Source organism: Nostoc sp., from assembly GCF_036919615.1.
Lineage (GTDB): Bacteria > Cyanobacteriota > Cyanobacteriia > Cyanobacteriales > Nostocaceae > Nostoc.
The window spans coordinates 67,474-84,210 of record NZ_JBALCN010000067.1; the positions used below are offsets into that span (position 1 = coordinate 67,474).

Genomic DNA, 16,737 nt, shown 5'->3' on the forward strand with positions numbered 1-16,737 from the left:
CAAAAGCTACGCTTTAGCTCCCCTCCCCGACTGCGGGGAGGGGTTGGGGGTGGGGTTCTTCGGGTTTAATAAGCAATCAAGCGGACATGATATTAGCCCTCTTCTGTCACTTTCCGGGAGGACGATTGCTAGAAGCCTTATGAGGCAATCAATACAAGCTATACTATTAGAAAAAAATGGGTCTTGTATTTGTTATTAGAAAAGAATCGCGCGATCGCTTGCTATACAAAAGCTCTAGAATTCAAAAATGGCAAATGTTTTCGGAGAGTGACAGAAGAGGGTTAGGAGTAGAGACGCGATTAATCGCGTCTGTACAGGAGTTATAAATCTGGATTCTAGCTTTACTAGGCAATAAAACCTAATAATCATTACTATCATCAATCGAATTATTGCCAAAAACTGTCTCATCATCGGTATCATCATCATATAAATCTATTGGTAAAATCGCGCCTTCGCAGCTTTCAATTAGTCTGCTGGTAGGGGTCTTGTTCCAATTAATATCTGTGTTTGCCGTAATTTTTACGGTGTTTAAGAAGGGCTCCTGCGATGCCTGCGGCGGTAAACTACGCAAATGTTTCAGTCTTTGAAACGACTCTTTGGAGCACAAAGCACCATTATCAGCGGCCAATTTTTGATCATTCTCAGCGAGAATTGCATCAAATAAGCAGGCATTGGTGAGATTTGCTGAATTAAGATTTGTCGCCATCAAATTTGCCTGTTGGAGGTTTGCGCCTGTAAGGTTTGCCTGTTTGAGGTTTGCACCTGCAAGGTTCGCCTGTTGCAAGTTCGCGCCTGCGAGGTTCGCCTGTTGCAAATTGGCTCCAGCTAAATTCGCCCCGATTAACTCCGCATTGGATAAGTTTGTCTGCTGAAGATTTACCTCAGCTAACATTACTTGCAATAAACAGGCTCCCGATAAATTGAGTCCAGCCAAAGACTTGATTCGGGTTGCAAAGGCAGTTTTATGCAAAACCGTTGTCCTAGCAATTAGCGCACTCAGCGCCTCTGGATTGAATTCTGCCAAATTGACTGGATTCCCACAAGGCCAAAAAGGAACTTTTGTTTCTCGGTAGCAAGCACAAAGCAATAAAAACACATTCAGTCCTACCGCAGCATTCACCTGTTCAACATTCACAGGGTTTTGCAATGCGTGAAAATGAGTCAAAGCTTTGTGGGCTATCCCCTCATCTAACCAACGGCTTTGACAATAAGCACGCCAGAAAGACAAAAGACGTTGAAACAAAACTTCAAAGGAAAATTTGTGCTTTTGCTGCCGGCGCAATCCGGCGATCGCCAGTTCTTCAATTTCCTGACTAAGTATTCCGTAACCTAGTAAATTATAAATATGCTGGGCTACACCACTGGGAGAATCAAGCACAAAAGTGAGCGTACCATAAGCCTCATCCTGGCACTGAGTCAGAAATTTAAGTTGGGCAGCAATAGCATCTGCACAAAGAGATTCTCCTAACTTGAGATGCGAAAACTCAACTAAACTACTTTCCCCTGAGCTTTCTAAATCCCGAATTTTAAAATAAAACTCTGGGAGAGGATTAAATTCCTCAGCCAAACTAATTTGATGACGTTGCGAGTGTAAAATTTTGAGAGCGATCGCTTGCATCTGCTCAAGTAAATCTTGGGGATGACGACCAGCGAGTAAATTAGCGATCGTTTCTGGAGTTCGGTGGATATGAGCCGATCCTGAACGCAGTAGCATTGTCTTCATGCCGCCAATTAGCGGATAGCCCAACAACCTTCGACTCAAACGATGATAAATTTCCCATAATAGAGAAGAATTTTGGGTATTAGCAGCTAACTGCAATAGTTGATCATCTAGGAGTCCGTCGCGGTGCAAAATGCCCAACAAATGCAGCATTAGGGGTTGATGGACAAGGAGAGATAATCCTAGAAACTTTGATTGGCTGGCAAATAAGCCTGCCTGTTTTAATAATGTAAAGAAATTTTGAGCGATGGGCAATGATTGCACTTTTGCCCACTGCTGAAACCATTGTTTGAGTTCTTCTCCATCCAACGGCTGAATTATAATTCGCCTCAATAATGGCGATACTTCTGAGGCGATTTCCGGTAAGGTCGTTGACCGACTTGTCAGCACAATTTTGTGTCGGTGCTGAGATTGAAAGTTTAGTAATTGCTGAATAAAAATTGCTTGGGACCTTATACCCTGAGCAGAAGGGGGTAGTTCATCCAGACCATCCAGCAGTAACAGACAAGAGAGATTTTCTTGCTCTAACCAAGTTGAAAGATTAACACCAAAAGCAGAATTCAGGGTTTCGATTAAAGTTTTACCATATTTTACATCCCGCAACCTAATTACTATAGGCATCCAACTAGGGTAAAATTCTTGTGCTATCTGTGCTGCCCAAAGTTGGCAAAAACTAGTTTTTCCATAACCAGGTTCCGACTCAATTACAGCGATCGTTTCTAAATCAGTTAGCTGTTGCTGTGCCCATGTCTTTAAATCAACTGGTTTAACAGTTTTTTTATCCTGCTCAGAAATACTTTCCTCTATTGGTAAACCTTGTTGTGGCACATAGATATCCTTAAGGGCAAAGGATTCCATCAGCAACGGCATACTCAGGTTTTTAATCAAACTTGCACGATAATGTTCTCGGTGCAAATCAATTTTCTCACCGATTTTAGAACCAACTTCTGGGGTGATCAAATCAGGAGATAATGAAATCCCCAAACGGAAAAATTTTTGCAGTTGGGCTAAAGATGCAGCATTCTCGGTAACGACTACCAGTAAGTGACCAGGGAGTGAGTTGCCCAAACGCTGTGTTATGAGTTTAGCTTCGGGTTCCTCTGCACCATTGGCGACAAACCAAGCGATGGCAGCGTTATTTATTTGTTGCACCAGTAATGAATCTGCAACCAAAGACAGTGCTTGTTCCGCTTGAGTATCAGTCAATTTACCTGGGCTGAGAGTTTTCAGCAATCCTTGCAGTTGCGGATCTTGGAGAGTGAGTTTACCCACTTGCTCTTTAAGTATATATGGGTGGATGGGTATACTTGCCCGATCTAGCCACGGTCTTTGCAGGCTTGCTTCTTGCTCTAGAATTGCTTGCAAAGCCTGGAGATAGGCAATTTGAAATGCTAGCCATGTACCTTCGTTACGTTTTAATGGTTTTTTTTGGCTGAGGCTACGCAATAGGTTTTCTGTCAAATGGGAAATGACCCTGATTTCTTCCCAAATAATCCCTAAGGGCAGTTCTAAGACCTCTACCAAAGTACAGATATCAAAAGGCATTAGGCTTTTGACTTCCATATCCTGAACAATACGGAAGGCAATACCTGCTAATTGTCCCGCTGAAAATCCTTTGATTTGATTGATTGCGATATAGCGTTCTGCCAACCAGTGCCGAATACTCAGGTTCATTTAATTACACAGTGAAGGCTGCCTATGGCAATTATGATCGATTTATCAGTTTGCGAAAACAGGTAACAATGGGGAAGACAAAGTTTTGTATAAAAACTGTTTTCTGATTGGTAAAAAACAATGCTTGTGTAATTGAGCAGACTATGAGCGATCGCCCGATAAAATTATTGTTAATCGACCAAGACCCAATTTTTCGTCTGGGATTACGGGTAGGTCTGGAAGCAATTCCTAACCTGGAAGCGATCGCAGTAGTAGAAACTGACACCGCTGCCTTGCAAATTTTAGCAGAAATTGCCCAAAAAGACCCTAATCAGGTAAATTTGGTAGTTTTGGAATTCGGTAATGGTCGCTCCATCACCAGTCAACAGCTAGGTTTACAATTCTGTCGGCAACTCAGAGCCTTATATCCCAACCTGCCAATTTTGCTCCTCAGTTCTGTTCAAGAACAAGGACTGCTATTGGCTGCAAAATCTGTTGGTATTAATGGCTACTGCCCCAAAGGCACACCACTTCCTGAGTTAGTCACCGCTATGCAAGAAGTTGCGGATGGTGGTTCCTATTGGTTCCAGGACACGGAAGCAATAATAACTCCTAACTTTTGTACAGACGCGATTAATCGTGTCTCTACTCCTCACTCCCCTCTCCCTTTCTTTAGACTGCGAAATAATTTACGTTTGTCAGGAATTGCTCACATTGATGCTACCCTTGCTACAGTAACAGCACAATTACAAGTTCCTGGACTACCAGTACTAGATCAAGCAATTCTAGCTGGACGGCGGCGAGAACTGCTAGCAGCTCGTTGGTTGCTAAATCGATTGTTGGTTTCACCACAAGAAAGGCAAGAGAAGGATATCCTGGTTGCTGATCAGCTACTTCTCACTCCTTCATTAAGTGGTGCCATTCAACAAAGGCAAACTATGTCACCTTTACTTAGTCCGGGAACACTACAATCTGCCTTGTTTGCATCTTGCGTTACAAAACTTCAATTTTCTTTACTTAATGTCACAGATGTCCCTTTAGAAATTGACATATTTCGTGAAGATAAAAAACGGGAATTACTTTATCTTATCCTACAAAAGTTGGCTCAACAGTTGGATGAATTGCGTGCTTCTAAAATTGAAATAAATCAATTATATGAAGTAAAAATTTCCCTATTACGCGATTTATGGCAAGCAGCAACTACAGATTTTTTTGGAAAATTTTCTCGGATAAAATTAGGAAATCAAAATATAGAAATTGTTAATTTATTGTTGCAAAATATTGAAGTTGTGCAAAGAGATATTCTCAATAAAATTCCACTAGTTTTTGAGTTGTATTGTTATCTGCTCTTTCAAACAGAATTGAATATTGATAATGCATCTTATCCAGTAGTAAGTGCTGAAGCCAAGTCCCAAGCCTTAATGATTGTAGAGAACTTGTTGATTCAAGTAGCGAATGGGGTAGTGCAACCACTACTAAACTCTTTAGCAGATGTAGAAATAATTAAGCAAAACTTTTATGGGCGTCAATTGATTTCTACAAGAGAAATTGAAAGGTTTAGAAATGATTTGTCATGGAAATATCGGTTAAAAAATTATATAGATGAGCCAAAAGCAGTTTTTGAAAGTCGCTACGAATTATTTGTAATTGCACCTCGTGGTATTGCCACTACTTCAGTTTATGCTCCTCGAAATCAGGAGTTAGTCAAACTTTCTAATATTCCTTTAGTAGTGACATTGCTCCTAGAATTTAGTGATGCGATCGCACCGCGTTTAAAATCATTATTAGCTTTTGTAGGTAGCGGTATAGTCTTTATCCTGACTCAAATAGTTGGCAGGGGTTTAGGTTTAATCGGTCGTGGTATTCTTCAAGGTATTGGCAGCGTATCGTTAGTAGAAAAGAACCTGAGACGAAATAGCGATCGACCCAAATGAAGAAGAAGCTGACTTTTCACGGTATCTGGAAAACCTCATTTCTATTTCTCTCTCCTAGAAAGAGAGAGATTTTAAATTTTCCCCTTGCTGCATCAGGAAGGGAGGTTAGGGGGTTAGGTTTTTCGTAGGCTTGAATTGTCAGAGTGAAGAAAAGGATGCGGGGACACGGAGACGCGGAGAATGACAAATGATTTTATCGGGCTAGCAATTTCTTATGTTTACGCTACTGGTCTGCTTGTCATTGGCGAGGGACTGCGTAGGCTGTTTGGTGTGAAGCCGGATTTGACCCGCAAGGTAATCCATATTGGTGCAGGGATGTGGGCTTTTGGCGTCCTGCTGCTGTTTAACCACTGGGAAATCGGAATTATACCTTTTGCTACTTTTATCGGACTCAACTACCTGTTTTACCGCTACCGAATCATCGGTGCAATGGATACCCAGGATAGCTCACCTGGTACAGTTTATTTCGCTATCTCAGTGACGCTGCTTTTCGGGCTATTGTGGCGACCAGACGGGCCAGTAGATAGCGCCCCAATCGCTGTAGCTGGGATAATGGCGATGACCTGGGGAGATGCACTAGCAGCATTAATCGGTAGACGCTTCGGGCAGCATAAGTACCAAGTGGGAAATTCTGTACGTTCCTGGGAGGGTTCAGCAGCAATGTTTGTAGCAAGTATAGTGGTGATTTTCTTAGTGCTGTTGCTGCTACCTGGTTCGTCGCTAAGTCCCCTAGCAACGCCTTTAAGTTTAGGATGGGCCTTGTTGACGGCGGTGGTAACTGCTACTTTTGCAACCCTAGCAGAGGCAGTTTCACCCCACGGTACAGATAACCTCAGCGTGCCTCTAGTAGCGGCTGGGGTCGTGTGGGTAGTAATGCAGGGGTTTTAAACCAAAAATTTGTGGAAGATTACCTCGTTTCCTCGTTCCCCTCTTTCAAAAGGGCGTTAGGGGGATCATGGTTCCAGGCTTCAGTGCGTAAATCCTAATTCCAATTGCGACGAAAATGGAAGAAGCCTTCTAAAAACTCTTGCAAAGCAATATTGCTATTTAACCTCTGCTTACTCCACTCTCTTGCCGTTTGTTCCAAAATTTCTGAGAAACTAGGATAGACGGAATATAGATTTGCTAAATCTTTGACTTTAATTTTTTGTGACATTGCCAAAGCAATCAAATTAATCAACTCTCCAGCTTCTGCTCCCAATATCGAAGCTCCCAAAATTTCGCCGTTGCGTAGCACAATTAATTTACACATACCAGTGGTTTCGTCCCGAAGTTGGGCTACTGCCACTGCTTTAAAATACTGTCGCAAAACTAAAACTTCATCTCGACTAAATTGGCGTTTTGCCTGAGCCTCTGTCAAACCCACTTGCGCCACCATCGGTACAGAAAACATCGCCCAAGGAATAGAGCGATAATCTACTCGTAACCTGGGAAAAAAAAGTGCATTGTTCAGGGCAATTTTTGCTTCATAATTAGCAATATTGGCAAATTCGTAACCACCAATTACATCACCACAAGCGTAAATCCGGTGGTTAGTAGTTTGCAGTTTATCATTCACCACTAAACTACGCCGATGCCATTTTACGCCTACTGTTGCTAAATTTAGGGATTCAATATTTGGCTGTTGTCCAGTTGCCACTAAAATTTCATCAGTTTCAATGGCCTTATCCCCTGCTTGAATCCACTTTTTATCCTCAATTAGCTTCACCTGAGTTACTGGTTTTTCAGTGAGGACGCGTACACCTTCGACTTCCAACTGCGCCTGAAGCAGTATGGCTATCTCAGGGTCAAGATGGGGTAGAAGATAGGGATGCTTGACTACCAGCGTCACACTGCAACCAAACCGCGCTAAAGTTTGAGCGATTTCAATGCTTTGGGGAATACCGCCGATAATTACCCAATTTTTGGGTAATGTCGCTCCCTCTAAGGATTGCCAAATATTAGATAGGGTTAGATAGCCAGTGGCTTGCAATCCTTCAATCTCCGGAATTTCTGAACGCGAACCACTGGCCAGCAAATAGGTACGGGCGCGTAATAGGCGATTATTAATAGCAAAAGCCTGTTGGGGTGAAGATTGAAATTGACCACTACCAACGATGACATCGACTCCCCGTGCAGCGAGGATGGCTGGAGAATGCTGTTCTTGGAGATTTGAGGCGACACATTGAGCATAGAGCATCGCTTCTTGCCATGCCATAGATATGTGGCATTCTTTTGAGCTATCAGTGTGTATGGCATGAATACCGAAACTAGCGGCATCATTTAACTTCTGCGCCAGTTTACCGATTTCGGTAAGAGCATGGTGATGAATAAACTCATAGTCTACTTTAGGTTCCACCAGGGCAACTGTAGCACGTAGTTGGGTTGCAGCAAGGGCAGCGTAGTATCCAGCAAGACTGCCGCCAATAATTACGACATCGTAGTCAACGATCACGTGAATTTAGAGTTAGGAGTTAGAAATTAGGAGTTAGGAATTAGGAATTAGGAGTTAGGAATTAGGAATTAGAAGTTAAGAGTTAAGAATTAAAACCCTTCTTCAACTTATAACTCCTAACTTCTAACTTATAACTCCTAACTTTCTTTTAGCGCTGTTAGTAAGCGTTGGTTATCGGACTGAGAACGTACAGCAACACGGAAAAAGCGATCGCCTAGTTCTTTAAAGCTAAGGCAATCGCGGATTAAAATCTGGTGATACTTGAGTAATTGTTGCTGTAACTGCGAAGTAGACTTTTGGGACTCAACCAGTAAAAAGTTAGCAGCACTTGCTTGGGGTTGCAATCCTGGGATTTTAGCTAAACCCTGAAAGAGTTGGTTTCGTGCAGGTGGTAGCCATGCCCAGGTTTGCTGCTGAAACTCCGTATCCTGGAGTGCCGCAATTGCTGCTGCTGCCGCTAGCGTGTTTACGGGCCAGGGGTCACGCCATAGCTGCCATTTAGCTAGACAGTCAGGGTGGGCGATCGCATATCCTAATCGCAGTCCTGGGAGACTGTAAAATTTGGTCAGCGATCGCAATATTACTAAATTCGCATATTCCTGCACCACCGGAATCAGGCTTTGTTCCTCATTGGGTGGCACAAAATCCATAAATGCTTCATCCACCACAACCAAAGCAAATTGCTCCAAGTAGGGCAAAATAGAGTCCCGTGAAAATAGCTTTCCGGTTGGATTGTGCGGATTATTCAGTAATAGTCCTTTGTCCTTTGTCCTTTGTCCTTTGTCAATGACCAATGACCAATGATTAATCACCCTTCGGGTTCGCAGTTGCTCATGGGGGAAACCCCCAGACGCTCGCGGACTCGCTAACGCTGCGCTATCGCTTTTAGCGTCTCCCCTTGGGAGAAGACCGCACTGGCTCACCAATGACAAAGGACACTCCAGCACTTTAGCGTTGTACGCCCTCAGAGTTCGGTAGTAGTCGCCAAAGGCTGGAGTTATTAAAATTGTCGCGGCTAATTGAGCTAATTCCCTACCGATCAAAGTGAGTAATTCTGCGGAGCCGTTACCCGGCAGAATCCACTCAGGCGGCAATTGATGGAAGTGACTGAGAGCTAGTCTCAGTTCACTATAATTTGGGTCTGGATAGTGCTTAAGATTACCAATTTGGGACTTAATTGCAGCGATCGCGCTGTTTGGAGGCCCCAATGGGCTGATGCTAGCAGAAAAATCCAGAATAGCGTCAGGGGAACAGCCAGCCAGTGCTGCTGCCCAGGCTAAATTTCCCCCGTGTGCAGGTTGCCGCATTAAAAAAGGGTTCCCTAAGACAGAACCTATGCTTTTGGGGGTGCTACCTTTTCTCTAAACAGTTTTCCTGCCGAGAAAGCAGGAACCCTCGTTGCAGGAATTTCCATCTTTTCGTTTGTTTTCGGGTTGCGACCTTCGCGGGCTTTACGTTCCCGTGATTCAAATGAGCCAAATCCTACTAACGTTACCTTATCACCAGAGGAAACTGCTTCAATAATCGTTTCTAAAGCGGCAGTTAAGACTGCATCCGCTTGCTTCTTGGTAACACTAGCCTTTTCAGCTACGGCATCAACTAATTCGCCTTTGTTCATGTCAAACTCCTGAAGGTTTACTTGAGATTCTTTACGGATGTACCTTGACACATCTGTACTGAAATCTTTGTTTGCAGAAATACAAAAATCATCCTTTGGGAGTATTTTTACTCAAAACGGCTGTACATCCCATCGGCTCGACTTTTCAATGAATCATTCTAAGGTGTTGTAGCCTGATGTGGATAGATGAAACCATTAATTTATATAGATTTCAGGATGTTTTGTAATTTTAGGGTAGTTGTTTCCCTAAAAACCACCCCAAAACTAGGAAAAAATACCTAGTAAATACCGCGATTGCGAGGGAAACAGGGAAGTGGGGAGGTGGGAGATGGTTAGTGTTTGTTATGATTAATTACTGATGTTGAAGAGTTATTGCTGAGATTAACCAATTTTTCTCAAAAATAGTCATAAGTTCAGTAAATATTTCGTCCTGCCTTAATATCAAAATACGAATATTAGCTCTAAGAGCGATATCTGATCAGCTGTTCCACATCTAGTTTGCATATCTAAATTTAATCAAAGTCTTGTGAGGTGGGCAACATGAGCGCCCTAATTATGCTTTGGTTTTTGTGGAAGAGTTTACTATTTTACGAAATCCCTGCTACAGATACATGAGTTGGGGCGTACAGATGTACTCCTCTACAGCCGATTAATTGGTTGCAAAGCATTTTTGAAAATCGGATGACGACCAGCCACTAGGCTTCTGGCCTGAGTTCTACAATCACTTCACCTTGTAGCAGACGTTCTAAAGCATCTGGAAATGTAGCCGTAAGAATCTGCCGGAGGTTACTATTTGTGACGTTGCCACAAGTTATCCAAAGGATTTGTGGAGGTGTCCCTAATCGACAAGCCAAATCAAGAAAATCACTGCGAAAGCCCCACGCGCACAACCAAAGATTTCTACATCTTGAGCATCTCGCAAGCCCAAATCTTTTAAAGCTGTAGCACTGACTCCAAAAGTGCTGTTTAGCCAAACTGTCGAGATTGGAAGTAGTTGAGCATCAATCCAGATATTCATGCAGTCAATCGAGGAAAGTTTGTGCGTTGCGCGGCAAATAACAGACAAACCTGTATGTCTTCTGGCTCTAAATCAGGAAAATCCTTTAAAATTTCAGATGGACTCACATTTTCAGCCAGCATTTCTAAAATATCACTTACACGAATTCGCATTCCTCTAATACAAGGGTGACCTCCACATTGCCCAGGATTTTGCGTAATTCGACTCATTAGAGTAGCTTTAGTCATGATTTTACTGTTTCCCACCAGAAATTTTTTGTTGCACCCAAGCCCGAAAAGCACGGGTAGTAGCAATTTCTCCATTCTTTTTAGCTTCTTGGATAAACCGAGGAATCTCCTTGACCGACACAGGCGCAAAAGTAGGGCTGGTTTCGACTTCTGAGTATTGCCCACCTGCAAGCGTGTAAACTCGCAACACACTGCCGTTATAACGCCAGAATTCAGGAACTGCGATCGCAGCATAAAGCCTAAGCTTGTCTATTGCAGACCTGGAATATTCCACCTCTAGCACCAGGTCTGGGGGTGGGTCGATCGCTATGTCAATATTTTCTTTATCTCGAACTAGCGCTTCATTTTGAATGTAGTAGCTACTATCTGGTTCTGCTCCTCGCTCTAAATCATCTCGTGTTAAAGTTAGCGAACCAGCACGTTTAATTTCCCGGCCCAACTCTTCGCACAGGACACCAACAAAAACTTCAATTAAGCGATTTGAGTTCTCGTGTGGCATTTGTGGGATCATAATTTCTATCGTTCCATTGGCATAAGCAAATCGGGAGTTTCGCTCTGAACCCATTTCAGCCAGCATGGTTTTAAATGTTTGCCAGCTGATGTTTTGGAGTAAAACCCTATTTTCTGTGGATGTTGTTATTGCCACCATAGTTTAGTTCTCCATTGGGTATTTACCAGGATATGAGTTTGATTTTTTGAACGCGATGCCTACGGCGGGCTACGCCAACGCAGCTACACTGGAGGGCTACTACCATTGCCATCCTGCCTGACAAGATATTCCCAAATCTGCCGAATTTTAGCTTGAAATACCTCTCAGTCAGTTTCGGCATTGCTGTAAGTTAGCATTTCATCCCCTTTTATTGTGGTGTAGAACAAAATGGATATAGGTTTGTAGCCCAGTCAGTGAACAAAAAGGGGAGATACTCCTATGACAGCACTTACATTAAACCTCAATTCTGTAATTAAACTGACAAGAGAGCAGTTTTATCAATTGTGTGAAGAAAATCCCGATTTAAAATTAGAACGCAATGTCCAAGGAGAATTGATTATAATGCCACCTACGGGAGGAGAAACAGGAAAAAGTAATTCTACTATTAATGCTCAAATATGGTTCTGGAACTACGAAAATCAATTGGGCGAAGTTTTTGATTCATCAACTGGATTTACTTTACCAAATGGTGCTGACCGTTCTCCAGATGTTTCTTGGGTGGAAAAATCTCGTTGGGATGCTTTGACTAAAGAACAAAAAGAAAAGTTTATTCCTCTATGTCCTGATTTTGTCATTGAGATCCTTTCACCTAATGACAGCTTAAAAAAAATTCAGAATAAGATGCAAGAGTATATCGAAAATGGTTGTCGTCTAGGTTGGTTGCTCAACGCAAAAAAACAAGAAGTAGAAATTTATCGTCCAGGACAAAATGTGGAAGTTTTAAAATTTCCTCAAACTATTTCCGGGGAAAATATTTTACCTGGTTTTGTACTCAAGATACAACTGATTTGGTAAAAGTTCGTAGTGTAGACTTCAGTTCTCAAAACTAAAATAACTGATTTAGGTTTTAGTGAAAATGACTTGTGGATTGCTGCATTGGCGTAGCCTGCCGTAAGCATCGCTCTGCAACAAAATCTTGCCATTGTCTCAGATGATCGCGACTTTCAACGTATTCAACAAGTCAGAACATTATCTGTTGAATCTTGGCTGAAAAGCTGAAAAATCATGTTTTTTCAAATCATTGTTTTTCCTATTTAACGTGAATTTAACGCTTCATATAGTGTCTGTCTAATTAGCTAAATCAAAAGACCTCTCCCTAGTTTTACTATGCAAAACCGTCCCTCTCCGACGGGCGAGAGGGACAGACTTGAACTTTAGTTCAAAGCAGGGAGAGGTTCGAGGATTTGAGCCAGAGGTGACTTACCTAGCCATTATTTTTATTACCTACCAGGAAGCTTCAACCCCCGACGCTCAAGAATTTGCCGCACCTCTGGGCTGGGAGTGTAATTATAGCCGTAGGAGGAGTTCTCAGAGTCATCCATAATTTGAGGTGTGAGTAACACAATCACCTCATTGCGCTGATTCTGTCTGTTTGTACTTCTAAACAGCGAACCAATCAGCGGAAGATCACCCAAAATGGGAATCTTAGAGACAGTTGTCCGGTCTGCGTCTTGAATAATTCCTGAGAGAATTAGTGTTTGACCATCTCTTAAACGAATCGATCCAGAATTAAGAGAGCGTTCAGATACCAAGAATATTTGTTGGCTACCACCCCCGCCAACATTTATGGTAGCTGGAGCTTGGGGTGCCTTGACAACGGGAGCTACCGATAGAGAGACAAAACCATTATCGTCAATCCGCTCAATTTTGACAGCTAGGGTTAAACCTACTCGGTCTTTTTCCGCTGAAATCGTTTCTGTAGCAAGATTTGCATCGCGAACGATTTCCCTTTTAATATTGCCTACCACTTCTTGAGTCAGGTTGACATTAGCGGTTTGACCTTCTTGCACAATTAATGTCGGGTCTGTCAAAATCTTGGCGTTGCCATTTTGTACTTGAGCCTGCAAGCTAGCGAGAAGACGCTTAGGAAACTGGAATAAACTTGGCAAAGCTGTAGTAGCTGTACCAAGGGTACCTTGTGTAATACTTGATGTGCCATCAGCATTTCTTGTAATGATGTTATCGGTTGCTGGGGTGATATTAGTGAAACCTGGTTGTAGGGGGTTGCCAGTAGGCGCAGTAGGTTGATAGAAAGTGGCACTTCCTGGGTTTGCAACTCTAGTGATGCTGCCGTTTGCGTTTACTACTACCGTACCTGGAGTAGTTCCTGGAATAGCTACGCCTGTGTTGGGGTCAACAAAAGGCGTTCCTGTAACAGGATTTTGGATGACTGGTGTACTAGTCACACTGGTTGATGCTTCAGCTCTAGTAGCTGGTCTAGAACCACCAAAATTCAGAGATGCTGCACCGCCATCATTAGTGAAGTAATTGTTACCAACCCCAAAGGAAAAGCTAGTGTTGTAGTCCTGGGTGTTCAAGAGGTTAACATCGATAATCTTGACATTGACTACCACTTGACGACGGCGGATATCTAGCTGAGTTAGTTGAGCCATCGCCATCTCAACTAGTCTGGGAGAACCAATCAAGGTTAGAGAATTAGTGCGCTGGTCTCCTAATGCCTGTAAACCTCGGAGTAAAGGCGTTGTGTATTTAGAGTCCTCAAGGGTTAGACGTTCAATTTTGGTTTCCGTGGTCGTCTGACTTTGGGTGATAGGAGCAACCCCAGTACCCACGGGTATGGCACTAACGCTGGTAACTTGCCGTTCTCGGCTGACAGCACTTTCTGCCCCCAAACCGACCAAAAAGTTCAGAGCAACATCGACCGTGACCTGATTAAGCCGCAGGCTACGCATAATCATGTCACGGGTGGAATTAGGTAGTTTAGGCCCAACAAAAATTGTGCGATTACTGCGGTTAGCCTCTAAACCACTCAAGCGCAAGACGTAGTTAAATACATCTTGCACTGGCTCGTTTTCTATATCTAGAGAGATTGTTTGAGAGGTTGCTGGTGCATTAGTAGCAGCACCTTCTTTACCTCCAGCAGCTTGCTCTCCTCCGATATAAGCCAAGTTCAAATTAGCAGCACGAGCAAGCAGTGACAAAACCTCACGCACGGGTGCATCTCGCAATACTAAGCGGGGTACACGTTCCTGAGTTCCTAAGTCAATGCTGCTAGGAGAAGCATCGGTAGCAGAAATAGCAATATCTCCCACTGGTGGGGCGACGGCTCTAGGTAAGAAAGGTGGAGCCTGACTCAGAGGTTGACCTGACCCAGCAGCTTGTGCTGGTTGGCCGTTAATGGTGATTTCTGGGTTGGGAACGAGAACACCTGGCTTTTGACCAGGTTGGGCTGGAGTAGTAGCAGGTGGTGCTGTGGATGTTGGTGCTATTGGCGTTGGTGCTGATGCTATAGTGCCTGCGGATGGGCTAAAGCTGAGTGTAATTCCATTTTGCGATCGCACCAGCGGTTGACTGTTAGGTACGTTGCTGCTGCCAGTTACCGTCACCCGAATACTATTGGCATCAAGCTGATTAACCTCAACAGAGGCAATTCCTGGTGCTGGGCTATCTTGACGAAAACTATTACCTTGTGGTAATCGTAATTGAGTATTGATAATATCTGCAACTAAAGCCTTACCTCTTTTTGTAGTGAAAACTTGGGGGCGCGACCCTGAAGAAGTTTTCAAAGTAACATTAATTCCACGATTAACTGGATTTAACTGTACATTAGTAACTTGACTAATTTGTGCCCAAACTGGTTGAGCCGCCAAAAATACAAAAGCGGCAGTACCTAATATAAAACTATTACCGTGAAGCTGTTTCACAGTTCATTCCTCACCTAATAAAACCTTGTTTACAAACAATTTTGAGTAGTTGGCTATGAGTGCTGAGTTTTAAAAGTTAGGAGTGAGGAGTTAAGAATGAGGAATGATAACTCACAATTCATAACTCTATTTCACAATTCATAACTCCTGTACAGACGCGATTAATCGCGTCTCTCCTGTACAGACGCGATTAATCGCGTCTCTACTCCTAACTCCTAACTACTTTTTCGGGGCAGTTTTAGCTGCTGCGGCTATTTCTTCTGGACTAAGTGGCATCAATACCTGCAACTGGAATGATGTATCAATCGCTGCTGGGCCTACCTGCATCGGCGTTTTATCTAATAGGGATCTTGACTCTACAGGAGCCAAAGTTGCTTGATAATCTTTAACTATTAACAAAGGCTGTAACCGCTCAATGTTACGAATTATCGATTGTGTTTGTTCATAAGTTCCTGTAATTTCAGCATTAATACTACTGCGTTGCAGCTTACCGTCAACCTGTAGTCCTAGACTTCCATCGGTAATCGGTTCTGGTTTTTGGGAAACTGGCACAAATTTCTTCAGTTTGGCTCTCACTGCATTAATAGAAGTTGGAGTATTGCCAGAGTCAATTAAACGGTTGATATCCAACAGCAATGTATCTAAGGTTTTTTCATTAGCAAATAAACCTAAAACCTGAACTTTTTGTTGCTTTGCCTGTGCTAGTTCGTCTTTAACTTGATCAATCTGTTTAAGATTCGCTTTTTTTTGCTCAATTTGCGCTTGCAGTTCGGAGGTTTTGGCTTGCTGCTGCTGATAGCTTTCCCAAGCTGGCATTAGCAGGTTTAACAATATATAAGCTGCTCCCGCTAAACCAATTACCCCCACCAAGATCCCAATAATTTTTGGTGTGAAGGCAATACCAAAGACCACGGGTGGTGATGGCGTTGCCTGATCGAATTCCCCACCATGTTCGGCAAAATTTAAATCATCACTCAGCGTCATTTTGGAATGACTCCTGTTTGTTGCATATTACGAATTCGAGTCACTAACCCCACTGTGCCTTTTTTTTCCAACTCCCGAATTAATTCCGAAGCTGGAACATCGCTCATGCTCGATTGAATAGTATATTTCACTACTTGCGGTGGCTTAATTATTACACCAGGAGTAGGTTGACCCATACTTGGTATTAAGGGAGCATCTACTAATGTTGCTGTCACAATTCTGCTTTCTGTGGACTTCAAAAACAGAGACTGTTGTAAACTCAATAAGAAATCATTGACATCGTTAAAAGAACGAGCCAATCCGGTAATTTCTAATCCACCGGCGGGATTGTTTGCTGGCTGACCTGCCACTGCCGCAATGGGTGGGATTTGCTTGATGTTCTCGATTTGCACTGCCGCTGGGGTGCGATCGCGCAAATCTTGCAGCATTGCTGACCAAGGACGAATCTGGTCAAATACAGTCACTAAAGCTTGCGTTTGCCCTTTAATTGCATTCGTCTCAGCTTTGATTTTATTGATATTTCCTATTTCTGTATCTAATCTCTTGCTTTCTTGGTCTAGTTGTGCTACTTTCCCTTCTAATTCAACAATCTTTCCTTGCAAAAACCACCAACCAACTCCCAATAAAGCTGGAAGACCTACACCTAGTGCAACTCCCACATAGACTGGTGTCAGATTTCCCGTAGGAAAGTTTAGGGCTATTCCTCCCTTTCTCTCAGGCTTTTTCTGGTATGCTGGGCGATCTTTAAGAAAGTTAACATCTAAACTGTACATTT

Annotated in this window: 14 protein-coding genes; 3 read left to right on the forward strand and 11 right to left on the reverse strand. The window is 43.0% G+C overall.

Annotated elements, in window-relative coordinates; all coding sequences use genetic code 11:
- Positions 1-358 precede the first annotated feature (358 nt).
- Complete coding sequence (locus tag V7K48_RS19705; protein ID WP_335074897.1) at positions 359-3,394, reverse strand: pentapeptide repeat-containing protein; 3,036 nt, start codon at positions 3,392-3,394, stop codon at positions 359-361.
- A gap of 143 nt (positions 3,395-3,537) precedes the next feature.
- On the opposite strand from V7K48_RS19705, the gene V7K48_RS19710 reads away from it, so the two are divergent.
- Positions 3,538-5,307: a DUF3685 domain-containing protein gene (locus V7K48_RS19710; RefSeq protein ID WP_335074979.1), complete on the forward strand. Its 1,770-nt coding sequence runs from the start codon at positions 3,538-3,540 to the stop codon at positions 5,305-5,307.
- A 180-nt stretch (positions 5,308-5,487) separates the two neighbouring features.
- Positions 5,488-6,195, forward strand: a complete 708-nt coding sequence (locus V7K48_RS19715; protein WP_335074898.1) for a diacylglycerol/polyprenol kinase family protein — start codon at positions 5,488-5,490, stop codon at positions 6,193-6,195.
- 94 nt (positions 6,196-6,289) lie between these two features.
- Here V7K48_RS19715 and V7K48_RS19720 read toward each other — a convergent pair whose 3' ends face one another.
- From V7K48_RS19720 to V7K48_RS19750, 7 genes are all read right to left on the reverse strand, one after another.
- Complete coding sequence (locus V7K48_RS19720; RefSeq protein ID WP_335074899.1) at positions 6,290-7,741, reverse strand: dihydrolipoyl dehydrogenase family protein; 1,452 nt, start codon at positions 7,739-7,741, stop codon at positions 6,290-6,292.
- Positions 7,742-7,878: 137 nt separating this feature from the next.
- Positions 7,879-9,048, reverse strand: a complete 1,170-nt coding sequence (cobD, locus tag V7K48_RS19725; protein ID WP_335074900.1) for a threonine-phosphate decarboxylase CobD — start codon at positions 9,046-9,048, stop codon at positions 7,879-7,881.
- A gap of 26 nt (positions 9,049-9,074) precedes the next feature.
- Positions 9,075-9,359 (reverse strand): HU family DNA-binding protein, encoded by a 285-nt coding sequence (locus tag V7K48_RS19730; RefSeq protein ID WP_010998076.1) that lies wholly within the window; start codon positions 9,357-9,359, stop codon positions 9,075-9,077.
- Between the two features lie 695 nt (positions 9,360-10,054).
- Positions 10,055-10,213, reverse strand: a complete 159-nt coding sequence (locus tag V7K48_RS19735; RefSeq protein ID WP_335074901.1) for a hypothetical protein — start codon at positions 10,211-10,213, stop codon at positions 10,055-10,057.
- Positions 10,198-10,377, reverse strand: coding sequence for a hypothetical protein (locus V7K48_RS19740; protein ID WP_335074902.1), 180 nt, complete (start codon positions 10,375-10,377; stop codon positions 10,198-10,200). The genes V7K48_RS19735 and V7K48_RS19740 overlap by 16 nt, the downstream gene beginning before the upstream one ends.
- The gene (locus V7K48_RS19745) at positions 10,374-10,604 is read right to left on the reverse strand and encodes a DUF433 domain-containing protein (protein WP_335074903.1); all 231 of its coding nucleotides are present in this window, start codon (positions 10,602-10,604) and stop codon (positions 10,374-10,376) included. Before V7K48_RS19745 ends, V7K48_RS19740 begins: the two co-directional genes overlap by 4 nt.
- 4 nt (positions 10,605-10,608) lie before the next feature.
- Positions 10,609-11,253 (reverse strand): Uma2 family endonuclease, encoded by a 645-nt coding sequence (locus tag V7K48_RS19750; protein WP_335074904.1) that lies wholly within the window; start codon positions 11,251-11,253, stop codon positions 10,609-10,611.
- Positions 11,254-11,532: 279 nt separating this feature from the next.
- On the opposite strand from V7K48_RS19750, the gene V7K48_RS19755 reads away from it, so the two are divergent.
- The gene (locus V7K48_RS19755; protein WP_335074905.1) at positions 11,533-12,108 is read left to right on the forward strand and encodes a Uma2 family endonuclease; all 576 of its coding nucleotides are present in this window, start codon (positions 11,533-11,535) and stop codon (positions 12,106-12,108) included.
- 425 nt (positions 12,109-12,533) lie between these two features.
- Here the strand turns inward: V7K48_RS19755 and V7K48_RS19760 are convergent, their stop codons facing one another.
- The 3 genes from V7K48_RS19760 to V7K48_RS19770 form a co-directional block, all read right to left on the reverse strand.
- Positions 12,534-14,978: an AMIN domain-containing protein gene (locus V7K48_RS19760; RefSeq protein ID WP_335074906.1), complete on the reverse strand. Its 2,445-nt coding sequence runs from the start codon at positions 14,976-14,978 to the stop codon at positions 12,534-12,536.
- Between the two features lie 219 nt (positions 14,979-15,197).
- Positions 15,198-15,962 carry a pilus assembly protein PilO gene (locus V7K48_RS19765; RefSeq protein ID WP_335074907.1) on the reverse strand — a complete coding sequence of 255 codons (765 nt, stop codon included), beginning with the start codon at positions 15,960-15,962 and terminating at the stop codon, positions 15,198-15,200.
- Positions 15,959-16,735, reverse strand: a complete 777-nt coding sequence (locus tag V7K48_RS19770) for a PilN domain-containing protein (RefSeq protein ID WP_335074908.1) — start codon at positions 16,733-16,735, stop codon at positions 15,959-15,961. The genes V7K48_RS19765 and V7K48_RS19770 overlap by 4 nt, the downstream gene beginning before the upstream one ends.
- Positions 16,736-16,737: the final 2 nt, after the last annotated feature.

Excerpts from the sequence above, each read along its gene's own strand:
- V7K48_RS19730 (WP_010998076.1), bottom strand. The coding sequence starts at position 9,359 with ATGAACAAAGGCGAATTAGTTGATGCCGTAGCTGAAAAGGCTAGTGTT.
- V7K48_RS19715 (WP_335074898.1), top strand. The coding sequence starts at position 5,488 with ATGACAAATGATTTTATCGGGCTAGCAATTTCTTATGTTTACGCTACT.
- V7K48_RS19740 (WP_335074902.1), bottom strand. The coding sequence starts at position 10,377 with ATGAATATCTGGATTGATGCTCAACTACTTCCAATCTCGACAGTTTGG.
- V7K48_RS19705 (WP_335074897.1), bottom strand. The coding sequence starts at position 3,394 with ATGAACCTGAGTATTCGGCACTGGTTGGCAGAACGCTATATCGCAATC.
- V7K48_RS19745 (WP_335074903.1), bottom strand. The coding sequence starts at position 10,604 with ATGACTAAAGCTACTCTAATGAGTCGAATTACGCAAAATCCTGGGCAA.
- V7K48_RS19750 (WP_335074904.1), bottom strand. The coding sequence starts at position 11,253 with ATGGTGGCAATAACAACATCCACAGAAAATAGGGTTTTACTCCAAAAC.
- V7K48_RS19710 (WP_335074979.1), top strand. The coding sequence starts at position 3,538 with ATGAGCGATCGCCCGATAAAATTATTGTTAATCGACCAAGACCCAATT.
- V7K48_RS19770 (WP_335074908.1), bottom strand. The coding sequence starts at position 16,735 with ATGTACAGTTTAGATGTTAACTTTCTTAAAGATCGCCCAGCATACCAG.
- V7K48_RS19765 (WP_335074907.1), bottom strand. The coding sequence starts at position 15,962 with ATGACGCTGAGTGATGATTTAAATTTTGCCGAACATGGTGGGGAATTC.
- V7K48_RS19755 (WP_335074905.1), top strand. The coding sequence starts at position 11,533 with ATGACAGCACTTACATTAAACCTCAATTCTGTAATTAAACTGACAAGA.
- cobD (WP_335074900.1), bottom strand. The coding sequence starts at position 9,048 with ATGCGGCAACCTGCACACGGGGGAAATTTAGCCTGGGCAGCAGCACTG.